Origin of the sequence: Bradyrhizobium sp. CCBAU 53338 (assembly GCF_015291665.1) — a bacterium.
GTDB lineage: Bacteria > Pseudomonadota > Alphaproteobacteria > Rhizobiales > Xanthobacteraceae > Bradyrhizobium.
The window spans coordinates 87859-109689 of record NZ_CP030048.1 but is presented as its reverse complement, the minus strand read 5'-3'; the positions used below and the strand labels follow the sequence as shown (position 1 = coordinate 109689).

The window sequence follows — 21831 nt, the reverse complement described above, 5'->3', positions numbered from 1 at the left end:
ATTGAAATTTGCATGCCTCACATTTAATTGTTCGCAATTGAATGTACGGCCGCCTGGCCCCACAATGAGGCAAATCCCGAGAGATTCTCCATGGCCCGGAAACTATCGGCGCTCGATCCGCAACGCCTCGACAACCAGATCTGCTTCGCCGTCTATTCGGCCGCGCACGCCTTCAACCGCGTTTACAAGCCGCTGCTCGACCGGCTCGGCCTGACCTATCCGCAATATCTGGCGATGCTGGTGTTGTGGGAGCGCGACGACGTGCCGGTGAAGGAGATCGGCGAGAGGCTGTTTTTGGACTCGGGCACGCTGACGCCCTTGCTGAAGCGGCTCGAGGCCGCGCACCTGGTCAAGCGTACGCGCTCCAGCGAGGACGAGCGCCAGGTGCTGATCGCGCTGACCCCGCAAGGGCATGCGCTGAAGGAGAAGGCGCGCAGCGTCCCGCAGTCGATCCTCGCTGCATCGGATTGCTCGGTGTCGGAGCTCGTCGCAATGAAGGACGAGATCGTCGCGTTAAGGGATCGGCTGAATGCGGTGATTGGGGAGTAGGGGGGCGCCCTAACACAGCCGCTTCCTCGTGAATGCGCGACCCGAGTGCGACTTCAGATAGGCCTCGAACGCGAGCGCCTTGTGCTTGTCTGGGAAGGCGCAGTACCAGATCAGCTTCCACGGTTTGAACTTGGCGGTGTGGCTGGATTTGCCGGCATTGTGCTCAGGAATCCGTCGCTTCAAATTCTCAGTGGCCCCAACATACTCTTGGTCAGGAAACTCGATGCTGCGGAGGATTTAGACGTACCACATTGACGGCTATCGCCTGGGTAGTCGTTCGATGGGATCTCATCACCAGTCCGTCTTCGCCCTGTGGGCTTCGCCGGACACCACGCTTCGCCCTGCAGGCTCCGTCGTGGCTGCGCCACGCGTAGCCCGAAGGGCGAAGCGTGGTGGAGCCAGGCGGGATCGAACCGCCGACCTCTTGCATGCCATGCAAGCGCTCTCCCAGCTGAGCTATGGCCCCTTAAACTTTTGGGACGACCCTTCCGGATCACTCCCGACCGGCGAGCCTGGTGACTCGCGCGGTGCACCCTTTTTCACAGATCAGGACTGATCTCAAGTCTCTTCATCGCCTCCGACATCACCAATGATGTCGGTCACGTCCTCATCGCCCTCTTCTTCGTCGGCAATGAAGGTCGAATCATCGTCATCGTCGTCGTCGAGGGTCTCGTCGACCTCGATATCGTCTTCGGATTCGGGGACGACGGCCTTGACCTTGCCGGTGTTCTCCTCGGCATCGGCCTCCTCGAGCGAGACCAACTCTTCGTTCTCGGCCGGCTCCGGCGCCGTATCCTGGGGCACGTTGCGGGATTCCGCGCTGCCACGGGTCGCGCGGGCGGGCGCGATCGGCGCGATCGGCACGACCTCGCCGGTATAGGGCGAGATCACTGGATTCTTGTTGAGGTCGTAGAACTTCTTGCCCGTGGTCGGGCAAATACGTTTGGTTCCGAGTTCGGACTTGGCCACGGCAGAGGAATCCTGGGAATGTCTGAAAAGCGGTGCTTCACTTGGCTAGTTGGCGGCCCGCTGTCAATAGCGCATTACGAGAGAAAGACATGCTCGTGACGGCGGGGAGACCATGTGGTACCTGCCCGCAGCCTCACAGGGCCCATCCAAGGACACAATCTTGACCCATTCCGACAAGCCGACGCCGCTGAAGTCGCGCTCGAGCGGTCCCCTGACCGGAAAAGTACGGGTGCCTGGGGACAAATCGATCTCCCACCGCGCCCTGATCCTCGGCGCGCTCGCGGTCGGCGAGACCCGCATTACCGGCCTCCTGGAGGGCGAGGACGTCCTCAACACCGCCAAATCGATGCAGGCGCTCGGCGCCAAGGTCGAGCGTACCGGCGATTTCGCCTGGACGGTCCAGGGCGTGGGCGTCGGCGGCTTCGCCCAGCCCAAGGCGGCGCTGGATTTCGGCAACTCCGGCACCGGCTGCCGGCTTGTCATGGGCGCCGTCGCCGGCTGCCCGATCTCCGCGGTGTTCGACGGCGATGCCTCGCTGCGCAGCCGCCCGATGCGCCGGATCCTCGATCCGCTCGAAAAGATGGGCGCCAAGGTCGTGTCCGGAGGCGAAGGCGGCCGTTTGCCGCTGACCCTCCAGGGCGCGCGCGATCCGCTGCCGATCACCTACAAGACGCCGGTCGCCTCGGCCCAGATCAAGTCGGCGGTGCTGCTGGCGGGCCTCGCCGCGCCGGGCACCACGACCGTGATCGAGAGCGAGGCCAGCCGCGACCACACCGAGCTGATGCTGAAGCATTTTGGCGCGGACATCACCTCTGTCGCCGAGGGGGGGCACGGCCGCCGCATCACGCTGGTCGGCCAGCCCGAGCTGCATGGCGCCACCGTCATCGTGCCAGCCGATCCCTCGTCGGCGGCCTTTCCTATCGTCGCGGCGCTGATCGTCGAAGGCTCCGACATCGTTCTGTCCGATGTGATGACCAATCCGTTGCGCACCGGTCTGTTCACGACGCTGCGTGAAATGGGCGCGTCCATCGAGGAAAGCGAAGTCCGCGGTGACGCCGGCGAGCCGATGGCGCGCTTGCGCGTGGGCGCCTCAAAGCTGCGCGGCGTCGAGGTGCCGCCGGAGCGCGCGCCCTCGATGATCGACGAATATCTGGTGCTGGCGGTGGCGGCGTCGTTCGCCGAAGGGACCACCATCATGCGCGGCCTGCAGGAGCTGCGCGTCAAGGAGTCCGATCGGCTCGAGGCCACCGCCGACATGCTCCGCGTCAACGGGGTGAAGGTGATGGTGTCGGGCGACGATCTGATCGTCGAGGGTCGCGGCCACGTGCCGGGCGGCGGCACGGTCTCCACGCATATGGACCATCGCATCGCGATGTCCGCGCTGGTGATGGGCTGCGCTTCCGATCAGCCGGTGACGGTCGACGACACCGCCTTCATCGCCACCAGTTTCCCTGATTTCATTCCGATGATGCGATCGTTGGGGGCCGAGTTTTCATGATCATCGCCATCGACGGACCCGCGGCCTCGGGCAAGGGCACGCTCGGCAAGCGCCTCGCCCATCACTACGGTTACCGTCATCTCGATACCGGTGTGATCTATCGCGCGGTCGCGTACGCGCTGATGCAGTCCGGCCATGATCTCCGGGACGAGGCCGCGGCGGTGCAGGCCGCCCTGGAACTCGATCCTGAAAAGTTCGGCAATCCCGCCCTGAAGACCCAGGAGGCCGGCGAGGGCGCCTCCATCGTGTCGGCGATTCCCAGGGTTCGCGAGGTCCTGGTCAATTTCCAGCGGCAATTCGCCGCCGATCCGCCCGGCGCGGTGCTCGATGGCCGGGACATTGGAACCGTGATCTGTCCCCATGCCGACGTGAAGATCTTCGTCGTGGCCGACCCCAAGGTCCGTGCCCGCCGCCGCACCATGGAGGCCAAGGCGCGCGGCGAGGAGGCGGACGAGGCGGCGGTGCTCGCCGACATCATCCGGCGCGACGAGCGCGACAAGAACCGGCCGATTGCACCTCTGAAGCCGGCCGCGGATGCTTACTTGCTAGATAACTCCCAACTGGATATAGAAGGCGGCGTCCGGGCCGCCATCGACATTATCGAGGCCGTCCGAGCGGGCCGTTCGCGGGGTTAAGCCGCGGATGTCATTGGAGGAAGCGCCCGCTCCCGCTCTTTGAGGTCGATACACTCGGTCCCTGTTTGGGGCCGACGCGATCCAGGTTCCGGACATAAGGATTTCCACGTATCGAACGCGCGGGCCTCTGCCGGCCCGCTTCCGCTGTTCCGCCTCTCCAGGCCGGAGCAACGAGCGGTCGCTCGAAGGTCTTGCGGGCCTTCCGACACTGCGTGCGCGATACGCCCATGAACCCAACGGCCGGCAAGACATTCCGCAACTGGAGAACAAATGGCTTCGACTTCCGCTGATACCTATAGCCCGTCGCGTGACGATTTCGCCGCGATGCTCGACGAGTCCTTCGCAGGTGGCAACCTGCAGGAGAGCTCGGTCGTCAAGGGCAAGGTGGTTGCAATCGAAAAGGACATGGCCGTCATCGACGTCGGCCTGAAGACCGAAGGCCGCGTCGCGCTGCGCGAATTTTCCGGCCCCGGCCGTGACAGCGAAATCAAGGTTGGCGACGAGGTGGAAGTGTTCCTCGATCGCATCGAGAACGCCCTCGGCGAAGCCGTGCTGTCGCGCGACAAAGCGCGCCGCGAAGAGAGCTGGGGCAAGCTGGAGAAGGCGTTCCAGAACAACGAGAAGGTCACGGGCGTCATCTTCAACCAGGTCAAGGGCGGCTTCACGGTCGACCTCGACGGCGCCGTTGCGTTCCTGCCGCGTTCGCAGGTCGACATCCGCCCGATCCGCGACGTTGCGCCGCTGATGAACAACGCGCAGCCGTTCCAGATCCTCAAGATGGACCGCCGCCGCGGCAACATCGTCGTCTCCCGCCGCACGGTTCTCGAAGAGACCCGCGCCGAGCAGCGTCAGGAGCTGGTGCAGAACCTCGAAGAGGGTCAGGTCATCGACGGCGTGGTCAAGAACATCACCGATTACGGTGCGTTCGTCGATCTCGGCGGCATCGACGGCCTGCTGCACGTCACCGATATCGCGTGGCGCCGCGTCAACCACCCGACCGAGGTGCTCTCGATCGGCCAGACCGTGAAGGTCAAGATCATCAAGATCAACCACGAGACGCACCGCATCTCGCTGGGCATGAAGCAGCTGCTGGACGATCCGTGGCAGGGCATCGAAGCCAAGTACCCGCTGGGTGCCCGCTTCACCGGCCGCGTCACCAACATCACCGACTACGGTGCGTTCGTCGAGCTCGAGCCGGGCATCGAAGGCCTGATCCACGTCTCCGAGATGTCGTGGACCAAGAAGAACATGCACCCCGGCAAGATCGTGTCGACCTCGCAGGAAGTCGACGTGCAGGTGCTGGAAGTCGATTCCGTCAAGCGCCGCATCTCTCTCGGCCTCAAGCAGACCATGCGCAATCCCTGGGAGGTCTTCGTCGAAGGTCACCCGACCGGTTCGGTGGTCGAGGGCGAAGTCAAGAACAAGACCGAGTTCGGTCTGTTCCTCGGCCTCGAGGGCGACGTCGACGGCATGGTCCACCTCTCCGACCTCGACTGGAAGCTTCCGGGCGAGCAGGTGATCGACAACTACAAGAAGGGCGACATGGTGAAGGCCGTGGTGCTCGATGTGGACGTCGAGAAGGAGCGTATCTCGCTCGGCATCAAGCAGCTCGAAGGCGACCCGTTCGCCGAGCCGGGCGATGTCAAGAAGGGCGCGGTGGTGACCTGCGAAGTGCTCGAAGTGAAGGAAAGCGGTATCGAGGTGAAGATCACCGGTACCGACTTCTCGACCTTCATCAAGCGCTCGGAGCTCGCGCGTGACCGCAACGACCAGCGCGCCGAACGCTTCGCCGTCGGCGAGAAGGTCGATGCCCGCGTGATCCAGTTCGACAAGAAGGCCCGCAAGGTCCAGGTGTCGATCAAGGCGCTCGAAGTCGCCGAAGAAAAGGAAGCCATCGCGCAGTACGGCTCCTCGGATTCGGGTGCGACGCTCGGCGACATTCTGGGCACCGCGCTCAAGAACCGCGACAGCAAGTAAGCAAAACGATTGTTTTGCCGACATCGGAGCCCCGGCGCGAGCCGGGGCTTTTTTGCTGCCGTCGTCGATGCCCCGGGCTACCTGCTCACAGCCTTGTTTTCTTCAAATTGCGCCGCAATTGATGTATCCAGACAAGCTTATGGTCACGTCGTGACGGCACAACCGCCAGCGGCCTTTCATTTGGAGATATCCCGATGTCGCTCGATTCGGACATCATCGTCGATCGCCGCAGGATCCGCCGGAAGCTGACGTTCTGGCGCGTGATGGCCGCGCTGATCGCGATCGCTGCGATCGCGGGCTTTGCGATGATCGCGACGCCGGGCGCGCGCGGCACCTTCGCCTCCGCCGGCGCGATCGCGCGCGTGCAGATCGACGGGCTGATCCGCAGCGATTCCGAACGCACGCGGGCGCTGGAGCGGCTGGAGAACTCGCAGGCCGCCGCCGTCATCGTTCACATCAACTCGCCCGGCGGCACCACCGCCGGCTCCGAGCAGCTCTATGATTCCCTGACGCGCCTGAAGGCGAAGAAGCCGATGGTCGTCGTGGTCGAAGGTCTTGCCGCGTCCGGCGGCTACATCACCGCGATTGCGAGCGACCACATCATCGCCCAGCAGAGCTCGCTGGTCGGCTCGATCGGCGTGCTGTTCCAGTTTCCCAATTTCAGCGAGCTGTTGAAGACGATCGGCGTCAAGGTCGAGGAAGTGAAGTCCACGCCGCTGAAGGCCGCGCCCAACGGTTTTGAGCCGACCAGCCCGGAAGCCCGCGCCGCGCTGGATGCGCTGGTGAAGGATTCCTATGCCTGGTTCAAGGATCTGGTGAAGCAGCGCCGTGGCATGGATGACACGCAGCTCGAAAAAGTCGTCGACGGCCGCGTCTTCACCGGCCGTCAGGCCATCGATCTCAAGCTGATCGATCAGCTCGGCGACGAGAAAACCGCCGTGGCCTGGCTGGAGCAGCAGAAGGGCGTCAAGAAGGGTCTTTCGGTACGCGACTACAAGCTGGAGCCCCGCTTCGGCGATCTGACGTTCCTCAAGACGGCGGCCTCGGTGACCCTGGAAGCGCTTGGATTCAGCTCGATTGCGCATCAGATCGAGCAAACCGGCGTTGCGCAGGCGGTCGATCGCGCCGGGTTGGATGGAATGCTGGCCTTGTGGCAGCCGGCTGCGTCGAATTGACCTGAAATAGCCGGGAACAACGCGAGCCCGGTATCTTTTTCCCGTCTGGCGGGTGGCCGTGCAGCCCGCTTTTTCGGCAAATGTCACGCATTTTCCCGACACTCAACCTTCATTTAGCGTCTTGACAGATCAAGGCATTTTCACGGAAATGGTCATCCGCACGCTTCCGGGTCCTATCTCTCGATGATCAAATCCGAACTTGTTCAGCGTATCGCCGAGCACAACCCGCATCTGTACCAGCGGGATGTCGAGAACATTGTGAATGCGATTCTCGAAGAGATCGTAGCGGCACTCGCGCGCGGTGACCGCGTCGAGCTGCGCGGCTTCGGCGCATTCTCGGTCAAACATCGCCCCGCACGTGCGGGCCGAAATCCGCGCACCGGCGCCCATGTCCCCGTCGATCAGAAGAGCGTTCCGTTCTTCAAGACCGGCAAGGAAATGCGCGAGCGGCTCAACCGCGACCATCCGGATCCGGGCGCGCCCGATTAGGTCTGTCGTCCGGGCCTAACCAAATGGCCGCATGATGCGGCCGCAAGCTTGATTCAAGACGAGCGATCGCGATGCGAAAATTCCTGACCGCGCTGATCGTGATTCCGCTGGCCCTGGTCCTGGTGACCTTTGCGGTGGCCAACCGGCATTTCGTCACCGTCTCCTTCGATCCCTTCATGGCGGCCGATCCGGCCCTGTCGGTCACGCTGCCGCTGTTCCTGCTGCTGATCCTGGTGGCGGCCGTGGGTGTCGTCGCCGGCGGCTTTGCCGTCTGGTTCGGCCAGCGGCACTGGCGGCGCGCCGCGCGCCGGCACGAGGCGGATGCCCGCGCTGCCCAGGTCGAATTGGCTGGACACCGGGCCCAGACGGCCGCGGCCAGGCCCGAAACCCAGCGCCTCCCGGTGCCATCAGGGGTGGGCCTTTACGGGCCTATCGGGCGAGACAAGCAGCGCGCGACGTTGTAGAAGCGGCCCCAACCGAAAAGCCCGTTTCCCGGCCGCCACTTGCGGCCTCCATCTGCTTTGAGACCATGTCCCTGCTCGTCAAAATCTGCGGCCTGTCCACGCGCGAGACGCTTCAAACGGCGCTCGACGCGGGCGCCGACATGGTGGGGTTCGTGTTCTTTCCGCCCTCGCCGCGGCATGTTTCGCTGGAGACGGGGCGCGATCTCGGCCGGCAGGTGAAGCGGCGCGCGCTCAAGGTGGCGCTCACCGTCGACGCCGACGATGCCACGCTCGACAACATCATGGACGCGCTGTCGCCCGACATCTTCCAGCTCCACGGCCATGAGAGCGTGGCGCGGCTGCGCGACATCAAGCAGAAGTTCGGCCGCCCCGTGATGAAGGCCGTGCCGGTCGCAAGCGCGGCCGATCTCGCCGTGCTGCCCGGCTATGCCGCAGTTGCCGACCGCATCCTGTTCGATGCGCGTGCGCCCAAGGATGCGACGCGTCCCGGCGGGCTCGGCGCTCCGTTCGACTGGCAATTGCTGCAAAACCTGGAGCTCGATCTGCCGTATATGGTGTCGGGCGGACTTCACGCCGACAATGTCGCGGAAGCTCTCCGTGTGACCGGCGCCGGCGGCGTCGACGTGTCATCCGGTGTCGAGAGCGCTCCCGGCGTGAAAGACCCGGAGCTGATCAAGGCCTTCATTCGCGCCGCGCGCGCCACCCGAGAGTTGAGCGTTCGATGAACATCGCCAAACCAAATTCCTATCGCAGCGGACCCGACGAGCGCGGCCATTTCGGCATTTTCGGCGGACGCTTCGTCGCCGAAACCCTGATGCCGCTGATCCTCGACCTCGAGAAGGCCTACACCGCGGCCAAGGCCGATCCGTCCTTCCAGGCCGAGATGAACGGCTATCTCAAGAACTATGTCGGCCGGCCCTCGCCGCTCTATTTCGCCGAGCGCCTCACCGAACATCTCGGCGGCGCCAAAATCTACCTGAAGCGCGAAGAGCTCAACCACACCGGCTCGCACAAGGTGAACAATGTGCTCGGCCAGATCATGCTGGCGCGGCGCATGGGCAAGAAGCGCATCATCGCCGAGACCGGTGCCGGCCAGCACGGTGTCGCCACCGCGACGCTGTGCGCCCGCTTCGGCCTCGAATGCGTGGTCTATATGGGCGCCGTCGACGTCGAGCGGCAGCAGCCCAACGTGATCCGCATGGAGATGCTGGGCGCGACGGTGATCCCGGTGCAGTCGGGCACGCGCACGCTGAAGGACGCGATGAACGAGGCGCTGCGCGACTGGGTCACCAACGTGCACAACACCTTCTACTGCATCGGCACGGTGGCCGGCCCGCATCCCTATCCGACGCTGGTGCGCGACTTCCAGTCGATCATCGGTATTGAAGCCAGGACGCAGATGCAGGAGGTCGAGGGTCGCCTGCCGGATTCGCTGGTCGCCTGCATCGGCGGCGGCTCGAACGCGATGGGCCTGTTCCATCCCTTCCTCGATGATCCCAGCGTTGAAATTTTCGGTGTCGAAGCCGCAGGCCATGGGCTGACGCAGCTGCATGCGGCGTCGATCGCGGGCGGCCGCCCCGGCGTGCTCCACGGCAATCGCACTTATCTGCTGATGGATGCCGATGGCCAGATCCAGGACGCGCATTCGATCTCGGCCGGCCTCGACTATCCCGGCATCGGCCCGGAGCACTCCTGGCTGCACGAGGTCGGCCGCGTCAACTATCTCTCCGCGACCGACGACGAGGCGCTCGCCGCGTTCCAGCTGCTCTCGAAGCTCGAAGGCATCATTCCCGCGCTCGAACCCGCGCACGCCATCGCCAAGGTGATGGAGCTCGCGCCGAAGCGGCCGAAAGACCACCTGATGGTCGTCAATCTCTCCGGCCGCGGCGACAAGGACGTTCCGCAGGTCGGCGACATCCTGAAGGGCAAGAGCAAGTGAGGCGAGGATCGCACTCTCTTCACCTCTCCCCGCCGGGGAGAGGTCGGCTGCGAAGCAGCCGGGTGAGGGGCCTCTCCGCTCAGTCGAACCTTAGTGATGACCGGATCAGCTCGAGGACGCCTTCGATATTTTCGTACACATCGGTGTTTGAGACGCGAAGGACGAAGAAGCCGCAGGCTTCGAGCACTTTGGTCCTCGCTTCATCTCGTTCGATTTCGCTCGGGCTCGAATGCGTGACGCCATCAACTTCAACGATGAGCTTCCCATCCAGCGTCACGAAGTCGACGACATACCGATCGACCGGATGCTGGCGGCGAAATTTCCAGTGGGCGAGCTGCCTGTTGCGCAGCGCCTGCCAAAGCCTTGCTTCGGCGCTCGTCTGCGACTCGCGGAGCCTTCGCGCCCTCGATTTGAACCTTTCCATCCCCCTCACCCGGCTGCTTCGCAGCCGACCTCTCCCCGGTGGGGAGAGGTATAGCACAGCGGCCGCCGAATCATGACCACGCGTATCGATACCCGTTTCGCCGAGCTGAAGAAGCAGGGCCGCGCGGCCTTCGTCACCTATGTGATGGCCGGAGATCCCGATCCGGCGACGTCGCTCGAGATCGTCAAGGCGCTCTCGAAATCAGGCTCCGACGTCATCGAGCTCGGCATTCCCTTCACCGATCCGATGGCGGATGGTCCGTCGATCCAGGCCGCCGGGCTCCGCGCGCTCAAGGTGGGAATGACCTTGAAGAAGACGCTGGAGCTGGTGCGCGGCTTCCGCAAGGACGACAACGTCACGCCACTGGTGCTGATGGGCTATTACAATCCGATCTACATCTACGGCGTCGACAAGTTTCTGGCTGACGCCAAGACATCAGGCGTTGACGGCCTGATCATCGTCGATTTGCCACCGGAGGAAGACGACGAGCTCTGCATTCCCGCGCTGAAGGCAGGACTGAACTTCATTCGCTTGGCGACCCCGACCACCGACGACAAGCGCCTGCCCGCGGTGCTCTCGAACACGTCGGGCTTTGTCTATTACGTTTCCATCGCCGGCATCACCGGTGCGGCGGCAGCGGACGCGAATGCCGTCGGTGAGGCCGTCGCGCGCATCAAGCGGCATACCGAGCTGCCGATCTGCGTCGGCTTTGGCATCCGCACGCCGGAGGCGGCGCGCGCCATTGCCGAGAAGGCCGATGGTTCGGTGGTCGGCACTGCGCTGGTCGATGCGCTCAAGAACAGCCTCGATGGCGAGGGTCGCGCGACCGCCAAAACCGTTAACGCCGTGGCCGAGCTGACCGCGGCCCTGTCCCAGGGCGTCAGGGCTGCGAAACAGGCGGCCGGATAGGCCATAATTCCGCTTTAGCTCTTTAGTTTGAGCATGATCTTGCCGGAAAAACCGCTTCACACTTTTCCGGATCATGCTCTTAGGCGGGCGACACGGCGGCTTGCCGGGCAAAGGCCCGGCCGCCATATATCCTTTCAGGCGGTCCCCAGCGGGGTCGCACATCGGAGCAAACCATGAACTGGCTTACCAATGTGGTCCGGCCGAAGATCCGCAACATGCTGCGGCGTGAGACGCCGGAGAATCTCTGGATCAAGTGCCCGGATTCCGGACAGCTCGTGTTCTACAAGGACGTCGAGGCCAACCAGTTCGTCATTCCCGGCTCGAACTACCACATGCGCATGGGCGCGGTGGCGCGGCTGAAGTCGATCTTCGACAACGAGACCTGGTTCGACGTTGCTCTCCCCGATGTCACGCCCGATCCGCTCAAGTTCCGCGACGAGAAGAAATACGTCGACCGCATCAAGGATGCGCGGGCGCGCACCAATCTGAACGACGCGATCAAGGTCGGCTACGGCAAGCTCGAAGGCGCGGGCGTCGTCGTCGCCGTGCAGGATTTCGACTTCATGGGCGGCTCGCTCGGCATGGCCGCGGGCGAGGCCATCGTGCGCGGGCTCGAGCTCGCGGTCGAGAAGAAGTCGCCCTTCATCGTGTTCGCCGCCTCGGGCGGTGCGCGCATGCAGGAAGGCATTTTGTCGCTGATGCAGATGCCGCGCACCACGGTCGCAGTGCAGATGCTGCGCGAAGCCAAGCAGCCCTACATCGTCGTGCTGACCAACCCGACCACCGGCGGCGTCACCGCATCCTACGCGATGCTCGGCGACGTCCAGATCGCCGAGCCCGGCGCGCTGATCGGTTTTGCCGGCGCGCGCGTGATCGAGCAGACCATTCGCGAAAAGCTCCCCGAAGGCTTCCAGCGCGCCGAATATCTGAAAGAGCACGGCATGGTCGACATGGTCGTGCACCGCCACGAGCTGCGCCCGACGCTTGCGCGGCTGTGCCGTCTGCTGACCAGGGCGCCGGCGCTTGATGGTGCCTCGAAATCGGTCCAGCCGGTGACGACCCCGGCACAGATCGTCTCGGCTCCCGAGACGGCACCGGCTGCGCCGCACGCGTGAACGCGTCCCCTGACAGCGCAAAGAAGCCGCTCGATGCATTGATCGGGCGGCTGTCGGCCCTGCATCAGAAGCGCATCGATCTCGGGCTGGAGCGGATGCATCGCCTGCTCGAGCGGCTCGGTCACCCCGAACGCAAGCTGCCGCCGGTGATCCATGTCGCCGGCACCAACGGCAAGGGCTCGACGGTGGCCTATCTGCGCGCGACGCTGGAGGCGGCGGGTCTGCGCGTCCACGCCTACACCTCGCCCTATCTGGTTCGCATCAACGAATGTTTCCGCCTCGGCCGCGTCGGCGGCGGCGTGCTCGTCTCCGACGACGAATTGCGCGGGGCGCTGGAAGAGGTCGAGCGCGTCAATGCCGGCGAGCCTGCGACGGTGTTCGAGCTCAAGACCGCGGCCGCCTTCCTGTTGTTTGCGCAAAATCCCGCCGATGCCGTGCTGCTCGAAGTCGGCCTCGGCGGCCGGCTCGATTCGACCAACGTGGTCGATACGCCCGCGGCCTGCGTGATCACGCCTGTCAGCATGGACCACATGGATTTCCTCGGGGACACGCTGGCGTCGATCGCCGGCGAGAAGGCCGCGATCATCAAGCGCGGCGTGCCGGTGATTTGCGCCGAGCAGACGGGCGAGGCGATGGCTGTGATCGAGGCGCAGGCCAGGCGCATGCGCGCGCCGCTGTTTGCCGCGAACGAAAGCTGGCACGTCAATGTCGAGCATGGCCGCCTGGTCTATTCCGACGAGCGCGGCTTGATGGATCTCGCCGCGCCGCGCCTGTTCGGTCGCCATCAGTTCGACAATGCAGGCCTTGCCATTGCGACGTTGCGCGCGATCAAGACTTTCAAGGTCAATCAGGCCGCGTTCGAGGCCGGCATCATCGGCGCCGAATGGCCGGCGCGGATGCAGCGTCTCACCTCGGGCGAGCTGCTCTCATGGGGGCCGCAGGGCAGCGAGATCTGGCTCGACGGCGGGCACAATGCCGAAGGTGGCCGCGTCGCGGCTGCCGCGCTCGGCGATCTCGAGGAACGGGTGTCGCGGCCGCTTGTCGTCATCGCGGGCATGATGGCCAACAAGGACGCGCAGGCGTTTCTGGCCAATTTCGCCGGCCTGACCCGTCACATCGTCGCGGTGCCGATTCCCGAGACCGAGAACGCGATGCCGGTCGATCGCCTTGCCGATGCCGTCCGCAGCCTCGGCATGCGCGTTGAGATCGCGCCCGGCATCGAGGCCGCGCTGCGTTCCCTCGCGAAGCTCGCCTACGAGGTGCCGCCGCGCATCCTGATCACTGGCTCGCTCTATCTCGCCGGCCACGTGCTCGGCCTCAACGGCACGCCTCCTGCATAGAGGGGCTACAGGAACTTCCAATGCGTTTTGCCGCGATCGCCGACGTCCACGGAAACTATCTCGCGCTGGAGGCGGTGCTGGCCGATATCCGCGCGCTTGGGGTCACCGACATCGTCAATCTCGGCGACATGCTGAGCGGCCCGCTCGACGCACGGCGCACCATCGAGATCCTGATGTCGCTGGACGCCGTGCATGTGCTCGGCAATCACGACCGCTATTTGCTCGATCGTCCGCCGGAGAAGATGGGTTCGTGGGACCGCCCGGCGCATGCGCAGCTTAATGCGGCGCAACTCGACTGGCTGCGTGCGCAGCCGATGACGCGCGTGTTTCGGGATCAGGTATTCCTCTGTCACGCAACGCCAAAGGATGACGAAATCTATTGGCTCGACACCGTGCATCCCGACGGCACGGTGGCGCAGTCGCCGCTCGACCTCATCGAGCAGTTCGCACAAGGCATCACGCAATCGCTGACCCTCTGCGCCCACACCCATCTCGCCCGCGCCGTTCGGTTGCGCGATTGCCGATTGATCGTCAATCCCGGCAGCGTCGGCAGCCCCGGCTATCGCGACGTGCATCCGTTTCCGCACCTCGTCGAAGCCGGCACGCCGCACGCGCGCTACGCGATCCTCGAGCTTGTCGACGGTGCCTGGCAGGTGACGTTCCGCCAGATCACCTACGACCATGAAACGATGGCCGGGCTCGCCCGCCGCAACAACCAGCCGGAGCTCGCGAACGCGCTGGCGACGGGGTGGATCAGGTAGAGGTCGCTTCGTAGGAGCCAACGGGAGATATTGCCATGAGCGACGACAACATCTGGCGACACGAATATGCCATCGAGACGTCTGCACCCGCAGAGACGATTTGGCGCATCTTTCGCGATGTGCCCGGCTGGAAAAATTGGAATGCGGGTGTCGAGCAGATCGAGATTGACGGGCCGTTCGCGGTCGGCACCTGGTTCACGATGAAGCCGCCCGGCGAGGAGGCACTTCGCTCGCAACTGATCGACGTGCGTGAGAACGCCGGCTTCGTCGACGAAACGCGGGTCGGCGATCTCGCCATCAAGGTCGCCCATCGCATCGAGCGGCTGGGCCCCGCGCGCACGCGCATCGTTTACGCTGTCGATGCCAATGGCCCGCAAGCGGCCGAGATCGGTCCAGCCGTTGCGTCGGATTTTCCCGAGGTCCTGGCGAGCCTTGCCAGGCTCGCGGAGGCCAGGGACAGCGGTTAAGGCAAAACGGCCGGCGAAGCGCCGGCCGTCGTCGAACAATCATCGTGTCGCGAGGTGGATCAGACTGCGGAGGTGATCCACTGCTGGAGCTTCGCCTTCGGCGCAGCGCCGACCTGGCGGGACGCCATCTCGCCGCCCTTGAAGATCATCAGGGTCGGGATCGACATCACGCCATACTTCGACGCGGTCTTCGGGCTCTCGTCGACGTTGAGCTTCACGATCTTGACCTTGTCGCCCATCGCGCCGGCGATCTCGTCGAGGGCGGGTGCGATCATGCGGCAGGGGCCGCACCACTCGGCCCAGAAATCGACGACGACAGGGCCGTTCGCCTTGAGCACTTCGGCTTCGAAATCGGTGTCGGAAACCTTGCCAACGGCCATGGGAGTACCTCGTTCGGTTGAAAGAGAATCGGCGCGACCTGGAATCGCGCCGGGGATCATGGCGTCAACCTATGAACGGCCCCTTGCCGGGTCAAGGACGCTCACACCGAGATGAAGGGATGCCAGCGCCGCGTCCAGCGCGGGGGCTGAAATCTCCATATATTCAAGGGCCTCGGTCCAGAGCAGGACGGCGCGGATGGGCTTTTGGGGATAAAGCCTTGAAAGCACCGCCCGGTACAGCGCCAGCTGCCGGACATAGGCGGCAGGCGCATCAGTGGCACTTCTGGGCGCGGTCTGGTTGGTCTTGAAATCGACGATCAGGACCTCGTCCGGCGTCACCACCAGCCGGTCGATCTGACCGGACACCAGCGCCGGCGGGCGGCCCGGCCGGTCGAGCTTGCCGACGACGGCGACTTCGGCCCGGCTGCCGGCGGCAAAGACCGGGGCAAAGCGCGGCTCGGCGATCAAGCCGAGCACGTTTTCAGCCAGCGCGGTGCGGTCGGCCTCGGTCCAGTCGGCGGCATTGCGCGCCATGAAGCCGAGCGCGGCCTCGCGCCGACGCTCGGCGGCGATGTCGGGAAGGGATTGCAGCAGCCGGTGCACCAGCGTGCCCCGCTGCAGCGCCAGCGCGCGCGACTGCACCGATTCGCCCGATCGCACGCTGCGGCCGTCCTCGGCCGAATGGCCGGAGGGGCGCACCGGATCCTCCTCGATGATTTCGCGCGGTGCCGGCGTCCGCAGCCAGTCCGGCAGGGTGATCGAATGCGCCACTGTGGTCGCGGGCGCGCCCAGCGCCGCGACATCCTCCGGCCGGGAGAACCGGATGACCTTGCCGAGCGGGGTCTCGATCGTCTGCCTGTCCAGGCCAGAGCCCGATAGCCCGGTGTCGACGAGATCGTACCAGCTCAGCTTGCGGACCGTCTTCATATTGCCGGGCATGCAGCCGCCGACGATCAGACGATCGGCTGCGCGCGTCATCGCGACATAGAGCAGGCGGCGATATTCGTCCTCGGTCTCCTCCAGCATCGCCTTGCGCGCGTCTGCGACGGGTTTTGGATCGTCCGCCTTGCGGCCGGCCCACACGACCACCTCGCCGCCATTGCCGCGCGGCACCTGGATCAGCCGGACCCGCTGCGAGTCCGCGGGCGACGATGTGGTGTCGATCATGAACACGACGGAAGCCTCGAGGCCCTTGGCGCCGTGCACCGTCATCACCCGCACCTCGTCGCGCGTGATCTCCATGTCGCGCTTCACCTCGGTGTCGGCGGAGCGCAGCCAGGCCATGAAACCTTGCAGCGAGGCCGGTGCCTTGCGCTCGCAGTTCAGCGCCAGCTCCAGAAATTCGTCGAGCGCATCGTTGGCTTCAAAGCCGAGCCGGCGCAGGATGCGCGCGCGGCCGCCGTCACCGCCGAGCAGCCAGGCGTAGAACGCGAAGGGCGTTTCCTCGCGCGCACGAATCTCGCAGGCTTCCAGGCGCCGCAGCACGGTCGCGAATTTCTCGCTTTCGGCGGCATGCTCGCCGAGCGCGCGACGCAGCGATCCCCTGCGATCATGCGCCAACTGAAACAGGTCGTCGTCGTCGAGACCGAACAGCGGGCTCTTCAGCGCCACCGCCAGCGCGAGATCGTCCTGCGGCAGCAGCAGCGCGTCGGCGAGGTTCATCAGGTCGATGATGGCGATGTGCTCGGTCAGCTTGAGCCGGTCGGCACCGGCGACGGGGACGCCAGCGTGCTTCAGCGCCTGGATCACCGCGTCGAACGCGTTGCCGCGCCGGCGCACCAGGATCAGCATGTCGCCGTACCGCAGGGGTCGCCGCTCGCCTTCATGTCCGGTCAGCGTGCCGCTCTCGACCAGCCGCTTGATCTCGGCCTGGATACGGCGCGCGAGCTTGACCTCCGGACTGGTGACGGCGACGCCATCGAACGGCGCACGCCAGCCCTCGATCTCCTGCCGATCGTCGGCTTCGGCGAGATCCCATAGCTCGATCACGCTGGGACCGGCGTCAGCGAGCGCATTGTGCAGGGGATGGCCGATCTCGATCGAATGGATGCTCTTGTAGATCGCGGGATCGCGGAAGACGTGGTCGACCGAATGCAGGATCGCGGCGCCCGAGCGGAACGAGTAAGTGAAGGCAACAGGATCGAACTTCAGCCCCGCTGCGGTGAACTTTCGATGCAGCTCGCGCCGGCGCGCGTCGAATTCGTGGGGCGCCGCGCCCTGGAACGAGAAGATCGATTGCTTCTCGTCGCCGACGGCGAAGACCGTGCGGTTCAACCCCTCGCGCGCGCCTTCGCCGGCCGTGAACTCGGAGATGATATGCGCGACGATGTCCCATTGCCGCGGGCTGGTATCCTGGGCCTCGTCGATCAGCACGTGATCGACGCCGCGGTCGAGCTTGTAATGGACCCAGCCCGAGGAGATGCGGTCGAGCATCGCCAACGTCTTGTCGATGAGATCGTCGTAGTCGAGCAGCCCGCGCTCTTGCTTTTCGCGGCGGTAGTTCGCGGCAGCGGCGGTCGCGATATGCAGGAGAGCCGCGGTGCGGTCACGTACGGTCAACGCGCGGCGCTTCTCGACCAGTTCACTGATGCGCAGCGCTTCGTTCTCGAACAGGCGCGCGACGGAGGGATTGTGCTCGCCGAACTTCTTGGTCAGCACCGCCTTGCGCGGCAGCTTGTCGTCGGTGAGGAAGACGGACAGATAAGCATCGACCTGCGCCGCGCTGGAGAAGGCCTTCGCCTCGCGGAGGCGGCTGGCCTGGTCGTTGTCGGACTTGCTGCCGTCCTCCAATGCAAAGGCGATGTCGTCCCAGCGTGACCGCGGCAGGAACGGACCATCGAGAATCTCGCTCTCGACGTCGTCGATGCGGTCGTTCGCATCGACGCCCAGCACGGCTGCCATCTGCTCGGCGGCCGCGCCCGCATTGCCGGCCTCATCGGTCCAGGCCATGAAATGGTCACGGCTCAGACAAGCCTCGCGCACCACCTCCTTGAAGGTGACGTCGGCCGCACTCGCCATCGCGGTCAGCAGCGCGCGGCCGGTGACGCTGTCGGGTTCGCGCGCGGCCTCCAAGAACACCTTCAGATTGGCGCGTTCCATCATGTCGGTCTGGTCGCGGTCGTCCATGACTGCGAAGCGCGCCGGCACATTGGCCTCGAACGGGAATTGCTGGAGCAGGCGTGTGCACAGCGCGTGGATGGTCTGCACCTTCAACCCGCCCGGTGTCTCCAGTGCGCAGGCAAACAGCTTTCGCGCCTCGCGGCGCAGTTTTCGGTCCGGGTGCGGAATACCGACGGCGCGGATCGCGGCATCGAGCCCGGCATCGTCGAGCGTCACCCACTGGCCAAGCGTGGTGAACACGCGCTCGGCCATGTTGGCGGCGGCGGCCTTGGTGAAGGTGATGCAGAGGATCTTTTCCGGCGGCACCCCTGACAGCAGCAGGCGGATCACGCGCTGCACCAGCACATGAGTCTTGCCCGAGCCGGCGTTGGCCGACACGAAGGCCGACGCGGTCGGATCGGATGCGCGCGCCTGCCGCGCACGCACTTCGTCCGGGATGGGGCGGGGCGCCTTTACCATTCCTCGATCCCCAATCCGCCGGCCGCCGACCATTCCTTGATCCGGGCGAGATCGTCATAGGCGCCGTAGCGGTTGGTCCACATCGGCAGGTTCAGCGAGGTATAGGGCTGGTTCGGATCGTCGAAGGCCCGGATCAGCGCTTCCAGCTTGGCCCGCGCTTCGGCTGCAGCCGTATCCGGCGGCTGCGGCTCGTCGCCCGGTTTGTACTTGAGCTCGAGGATGCGCTCCTCGCCCGGCGGATTGTTGCCGCTGAGACGAACGTAGACGAGCTGGCTGACCGACGCGCCGGCGTCGATGTCGGGGAAACCACCCTCGCGCAGGATCGCAGCCTCCAGGGTCAGCTGCGGCGACAGGCCCATGCGGACCTGCTTGCCGGTCGGCGGCTGCCCGGTCTTGTAGTCGAGGATGGCGTAGCCGCCGCCCTGGCGCCGCTCGATGCGGTCGGCGCGGGCGGTGAGCTTAAAGCTGCGCTCGCTGTCGAGCGGGATCGAGATCTCGCCGCGGGTCTCGGCGGTAATCGCCTCGATCGCATCGCGCCGCGCCGTCTCCCACTCGCCGAACCATTGCGCGATGCGCTGAAAGCGCGGCCACCACAGCGCGCGCGCCTCGGGCCGCTCCATCAGCGGCGCGAAGTATCTCTCGCCGATCGCGCGCAGCACGCGGGCGGGATCATCGGGCAGGCGCGTGGCGAATGTCTCGGTGAACTCGCCGAGCGCATCGTGGATCGCCGAGCCGCGATCGGCGGCCGACAGCGGCATGTCCACGGGATCGAGTGCATCGAGCCGCAAGATGTACTTGGCGTAGATCGTGTAGGGATCGCGCAGCCAGTCCTCGATCGCGGTCACCGACATCCGCAGCGGCCGCGTCGCGCGCGGTGGCCGCGGCTCCGGCTGCTCGATCGGCTCGACCTTGGCGGGCTGGTCCAGTGCGCCCGCGAATTGCAAGTATTTCTGGCCCGCGCGAACCGCCGCCTTCCAGAGATCGTCGCCGGCGACGGCCTCGAGCCGGTGCAGGAAGCGCGAGGCCACCGCGGGAGCGCCGCCGGCTTTGGCGGAATGCGTGAGGATCACCTCGCCGCCGCCGAGCAGCTGCGCGAAGTCGTGCGCGGAGAGGCCGATACGGCGCTCCGGCAGGTCGAGACCAAGCTCGTGCCGCATCGGCCGGCTCAGCCAGGGATCGATCCGCGGCGCCGGCGGCCACACGCCCTCGATCAGGCCGCCGATGATGACGCGGTCGGCCTGCATCAGGCGCGATTCCAGCGGGCCGTAGATCTGCAGGCGCGCGCCGGGCTTGTCGCGCCGACGCACCGCGCGGTCGCTGAACGCGGTCTGGAACAGTTCGGCATAGTCGGGCAGCGTCACCATCAAGCCGCTGGTGGTGCCACCGCGCAGGAGATCGTCGAAGGCGCCGGCGAGCGCGAGGCCTTCGCGCTCCTCGAAGGCGAGCGGGATGCCCTGCTCGTCGCGCGACAGCTCGATCATGATCTCGCGATGCCGATGTGCGAGCTCGGCGAAGTCGAACGGCCTCGACGACGCCAGGCTCTCGATCGGAGCCAAGGCCTTCTGCAAGGCCTCGATCAGCGCCTGGATGCGATCGAGATCCTCGGCCTCGAGGCGTGCGCGAGGTTCGGCGGCGTGCAGCGCAGAAACCTCCTTGCGCCAGAGCTTGGCCAGCTCCTCGCGAAAGCGGTTGAATTCGCGCAGCAGGCCACCCGTGCCCGCAGGCGGGCGCGGGCCGCGCAGGACTGCGAGCTCGAGCCCCTCGATCGCCAGCTTCCACGCGCCGGGCGCACGGCCGAGCCGGCACAGCGGATGCTTCAGCATCGCCAGCAGCGTCGGTGGTTCCAGTCCCCTGGTCGCAGCCTCGGCCGCCTGCCGTGCAAACACGCCCGCGGAGGTTTCCATCAGCACGTCGCCGCCGGAATCGTCGAAGGCGAGATCCCATCGGGTCAGCGCGGCGATCACGCGCCGCGCCAGCGCACGATCCGGCGTCACCAGCGCCGCTGATTTGTCGAGATGCTGCGCCTCGCGCATCGCGATGGCGATCGCGAGCGCTTCCATTTCCGGATTGGGCGCCTCGACGACTGCGAGATTTGTCATGCCCCCCGCGATCTTCGCGGCGACGTCAGGTTGCTTCAGGCGGTCGTGCCAGACTTCCGTGTTCGCCGACGGCCGCATCGATTCGGACGCGAGCAGATCGCGGCCACCGTCCGCCGGCGGCTGCAGGATCTCGACGTCGCTGCGCTTGATGCCGAAGCGATCCAGCAGCGCATGCATCGCATATTGCGGATGATTCGACGCCGGATGCTCCGCGAACTTGCCGAGCGAATCGCGCACGCCGCCGATCGTCCGCCAGGCGTCGTCGTCGAGATCGGTGTCGAGGCCCGGCAGCACCACGGCGCCGTGCGGCAGCGAGGCGACCGCATGCAAGAACTTTGCGGTGGCCGGCATCGAACCGGTGGAGCCGGCTGCGATCACGGGTCCATGCGGATGCGCAGTCAGGCGTTTGGCTTCCGCCGCGATCAGGAGATCGCGCCGTGCCGCGGGCTCGATGCGGTTGATCTCCGCGAGATGATTGGGCCAGGCGATGCGGGCGATGCGCAGGAATTCGAGCGAGTGCTGCCAGTAGCGATCGAGCATGTCAGGCACGAGGCCGTCGAGCGCGCTCCACGCGACGCCGCGCGTCACCATGTCGTCGATCAGGCGGGCGAGGTCGCCGGCCAATGCCAGCGTCGACGCGGGCCCGCCGACCACCAGCGGCGCCAGCACCGGGCCCTTGGCCCAGGCGGCGACGAGTTGCGCCAGCGTCAGCCGCCGCTCCAGCTCGCCGAGCCGCGGCGGAATGTCGAGCGGCGTTGCGCCGGAAAACTGCTCGCCTTCGTCGGCAAAGGCCAGCTCGTCCTCGTCGATGTCGCCGAGCGCGACGATGCGCGGCAGCACCACGGCGTCCGCGGCCATTTCGTCGAGGAAGATCTCGCGGACGACGCGCATGGCGCGCCGCGTCGGCAGATAGAGCGTGGCGTCCGCCAGCCGCGCCGGTTCCTTGCGCGCCTCGAATCCGTCGACCAGCCGCCCGTCGAGCAGGGCCGCGACGATGGTGCGCAGGAACGGAACTGAGAGGGGAACGCTGAAAACGCGCATGTGCTGCCTGATTCGGGGATC

General features: G+C 65.7%; 20 protein-coding genes and 1 tRNA gene. 14 read left to right on the top strand and 7 right to left on the bottom strand.

The window, feature by feature from the left end; translation table 11 throughout:
* The first annotated feature begins 90 nt into the window (after positions 1-90).
* On the top strand, positions 91-549 hold the full coding sequence (locus tag XH90_RS00490; RefSeq protein WP_194478698.1) for a MarR family winged helix-turn-helix transcriptional regulator: 459 nt from the start codon (positions 91-93) through the stop codon (positions 547-549).
* Positions 550-558: 9 nt separating this feature from the next.
* Here XH90_RS00490 and XH90_RS00485 read toward each other — a convergent pair whose 3' ends face one another.
* The 3 genes from XH90_RS00485 to XH90_RS00475 form a co-directional block, all read right to left on the bottom strand.
* A complete protein-coding gene (locus tag XH90_RS00485; protein WP_246755915.1) occupies positions 559-786 on the bottom strand; it encodes a GIY-YIG nuclease family protein in 228 nt (75 codons plus the stop codon).
* Between the two features lie 153 nt (positions 787-939).
* A tRNA-Ala gene (locus XH90_RS00480) sits at positions 940-1015 on the bottom strand.
* A gap of 92 nt (positions 1016-1107) precedes the next feature.
* Complete coding sequence (locus tag XH90_RS00475) at positions 1108-1518, bottom strand: TIGR02300 family protein (protein ID WP_194478697.1); 411 nt, start codon at positions 1516-1518, stop codon at positions 1108-1110.
* Between the two features lie 112 nt (positions 1519-1630).
* On the opposite strand from XH90_RS00475, the gene aroA reads away from it, so the two are divergent.
* From aroA to trpB, 8 genes are all read left to right on the top strand, one after another.
* Positions 1631-3016, top strand: coding sequence for a 3-phosphoshikimate 1-carboxyvinyltransferase (gene aroA / locus XH90_RS00470; protein WP_371748292.1), 1386 nt, complete (start codon positions 1631-1633; stop codon positions 3014-3016).
* Positions 3013-3651: a (d)CMP kinase gene (cmk, locus tag XH90_RS00465; protein ID WP_194478695.1), complete on the top strand. Its 639-nt coding sequence runs from the start codon at positions 3013-3015 to the stop codon at positions 3649-3651. The genes aroA and cmk overlap by 4 nt, the downstream gene beginning before the upstream one ends.
* Positions 3652-3921: 270 nt before the next feature.
* Positions 3922-5628 (top strand): 30S ribosomal protein S1, encoded by a 1707-nt coding sequence (gene rpsA / locus XH90_RS00460; RefSeq protein ID WP_188099359.1) that lies wholly within the window; start codon positions 3922-3924, stop codon positions 5626-5628.
* Between the two features lie 194 nt (positions 5629-5822).
* Positions 5823-6803 (top strand): signal peptide peptidase SppA, encoded by a 981-nt coding sequence (gene sppA, locus XH90_RS00455; protein WP_194478694.1) that lies wholly within the window; start codon positions 5823-5825, stop codon positions 6801-6803.
* 183 nt (positions 6804-6986) lie between these two features.
* Positions 6987-7292 (top strand): integration host factor subunit beta, encoded by a 306-nt coding sequence (locus tag XH90_RS00450; protein ID WP_007598410.1) that lies wholly within the window; start codon positions 6987-6989, stop codon positions 7290-7292.
* 71 nt (positions 7293-7363) lie between these two features.
* Complete coding sequence (locus XH90_RS00445; RefSeq protein WP_194478693.1) at positions 7364-7756, top strand: lipopolysaccharide assembly protein LapA domain-containing protein; 393 nt, start codon at positions 7364-7366, stop codon at positions 7754-7756.
* 65 nt (positions 7757-7821) lie between these two features.
* Positions 7822-8481 (top strand): phosphoribosylanthranilate isomerase, encoded by a 660-nt coding sequence (locus XH90_RS00440; protein WP_194478692.1) that lies wholly within the window; start codon positions 7822-7824, stop codon positions 8479-8481.
* Complete coding sequence (trpB, locus tag XH90_RS00435) at positions 8478-9695, top strand: tryptophan synthase subunit beta (RefSeq protein WP_194478691.1); 1218 nt, start codon at positions 8478-8480, stop codon at positions 9693-9695. The genes XH90_RS00440 and trpB overlap by 4 nt, the downstream gene beginning before the upstream one ends.
* Positions 9696-9774: 79 nt before the next feature.
* Here trpB and XH90_RS00430 read toward each other — a convergent pair whose 3' ends face one another.
* Positions 9775-10176, bottom strand: a complete 402-nt coding sequence (locus tag XH90_RS00430) for an endonuclease domain-containing protein (RefSeq protein ID WP_246755665.1) — start codon at positions 10174-10176, stop codon at positions 9775-9777.
* Between the two features lie 15 nt (positions 10177-10191).
* On the opposite strand from XH90_RS00430, the gene trpA reads away from it, so the two are divergent.
* From trpA to XH90_RS00405, 5 genes are all read left to right on the top strand, one after another.
* A complete protein-coding gene (gene trpA / locus XH90_RS00425; protein ID WP_194478689.1) occupies positions 10192-11028 on the top strand; it encodes a tryptophan synthase subunit alpha in 837 nt (278 codons plus the stop codon).
* A 173-nt stretch (positions 11029-11201) separates the two neighbouring features.
* Positions 11202-12143, top strand: coding sequence for an acetyl-CoA carboxylase, carboxyltransferase subunit beta (gene accD / locus XH90_RS00420; protein ID WP_128948769.1), 942 nt, complete (start codon positions 11202-11204; stop codon positions 12141-12143).
* Complete coding sequence (locus tag XH90_RS00415) at positions 12140-13483, top strand: folylpolyglutamate synthase/dihydrofolate synthase family protein (protein ID WP_194478688.1); 1344 nt, start codon at positions 12140-12142, stop codon at positions 13481-13483. Before accD ends, XH90_RS00415 begins: the two co-directional genes overlap by 4 nt.
* Positions 13484-13503: 20 nt before the next feature.
* Positions 13504-14244: a metallophosphoesterase gene (locus XH90_RS00410; protein WP_194478687.1), complete on the top strand. Its 741-nt coding sequence runs from the start codon at positions 13504-13506 to the stop codon at positions 14242-14244.
* Positions 14245-14279: 35 nt separating this feature from the next.
* Positions 14280-14711, top strand: coding sequence for an SRPBCC family protein (locus XH90_RS00405; RefSeq protein ID WP_210348711.1), 432 nt, complete (start codon positions 14280-14282; stop codon positions 14709-14711).
* A 59-nt stretch (positions 14712-14770) separates the two neighbouring features.
* Here the strand turns inward: XH90_RS00405 and trxA are convergent, their stop codons facing one another.
* The 3 genes from trxA to addB form a co-directional block, all read right to left on the bottom strand.
* Positions 14771-15091 (bottom strand): thioredoxin, encoded by a 321-nt coding sequence (gene trxA / locus XH90_RS00400; RefSeq protein WP_007598398.1) that lies wholly within the window; start codon positions 15089-15091, stop codon positions 14771-14773.
* Between the two features lie 69 nt (positions 15092-15160).
* Complete coding sequence (addA, locus tag XH90_RS00395) at positions 15161-18670, bottom strand: double-strand break repair helicase AddA (RefSeq protein ID WP_194478686.1); 3510 nt, start codon at positions 18668-18670, stop codon at positions 15161-15163.
* Positions 18664-21810, bottom strand: coding sequence for a double-strand break repair protein AddB (addB, locus tag XH90_RS00390; RefSeq protein ID WP_194478685.1), 3147 nt, complete (start codon positions 21808-21810; stop codon positions 18664-18666). The genes addA and addB overlap by 7 nt, the downstream gene beginning before the upstream one ends.
* Positions 21811-21831 lie beyond the last annotated feature (21 nt).

What these genes read in the sequence shown, in the direction of transcription:
- XH90_RS00490 (WP_194478698.1), top strand. Translation starts at nt 91, where the DNA reads ATGGCCCGGAAACTATCGGCGCTCGATCCGCAACGCCTCGACAACCAG.
- aroA (WP_371748292.1), top strand. Translation starts at nt 1,631, where the DNA reads ATGTGGTACCTGCCCGCAGCCTCACAGGGCCCATCCAAGGACACAATC.
- cmk (WP_194478695.1), top strand. Translation starts at nt 3,013, where the DNA reads ATGATCATCGCCATCGACGGACCCGCGGCCTCGGGCAAGGGCACGCTC.
- rpsA (WP_188099359.1), top strand. Translation starts at nt 3,922, where the DNA reads ATGGCTTCGACTTCCGCTGATACCTATAGCCCGTCGCGTGACGATTTC.
- sppA (WP_194478694.1), top strand. Translation starts at nt 5,823, where the DNA reads ATGTCGCTCGATTCGGACATCATCGTCGATCGCCGCAGGATCCGCCGG.
- XH90_RS00450 (WP_007598410.1), top strand. Translation starts at nt 6,987, where the DNA reads ATGATCAAATCCGAACTTGTTCAGCGTATCGCCGAGCACAACCCGCAT.
- XH90_RS00445 (WP_194478693.1), top strand. Translation starts at nt 7,364, where the DNA reads ATGCGAAAATTCCTGACCGCGCTGATCGTGATTCCGCTGGCCCTGGTC.
- XH90_RS00440 (WP_194478692.1), top strand. Translation starts at nt 7,822, where the DNA reads ATGTCCCTGCTCGTCAAAATCTGCGGCCTGTCCACGCGCGAGACGCTT.
- trpB (WP_194478691.1), top strand. Translation starts at nt 8,478, where the DNA reads ATGAACATCGCCAAACCAAATTCCTATCGCAGCGGACCCGACGAGCGC.
- trpA (WP_194478689.1), top strand. Translation starts at nt 10,192, where the DNA reads ATGACCACGCGTATCGATACCCGTTTCGCCGAGCTGAAGAAGCAGGGC.
- accD (WP_128948769.1), top strand. Translation starts at nt 11,202, where the DNA reads ATGAACTGGCTTACCAATGTGGTCCGGCCGAAGATCCGCAACATGCTG.
- XH90_RS00410 (WP_194478687.1), top strand. Translation starts at nt 13,504, where the DNA reads ATGCGTTTTGCCGCGATCGCCGACGTCCACGGAAACTATCTCGCGCTG.
- XH90_RS00405 (WP_210348711.1), top strand. Translation starts at nt 14,280, where the DNA reads ATGAGCGACGACAACATCTGGCGACACGAATATGCCATCGAGACGTCT.
- trxA (WP_007598398.1), bottom strand. Translation starts at nt 15,091, where the DNA reads ATGGCCGTTGGCAAGGTTTCCGACACCGATTTCGAAGCCGAAGTGCTC.
- addA (WP_194478686.1), bottom strand. Translation starts at nt 18,670, where the DNA reads ATGGTAAAGGCGCCCCGCCCCATCCCGGACGAAGTGCGTGCGCGGCAG.
- addB (WP_194478685.1), bottom strand. Translation starts at nt 21,810, where the DNA reads ATGCGCGTTTTCAGCGTTCCCCTCTCAGTTCCGTTCCTGCGCACCATC.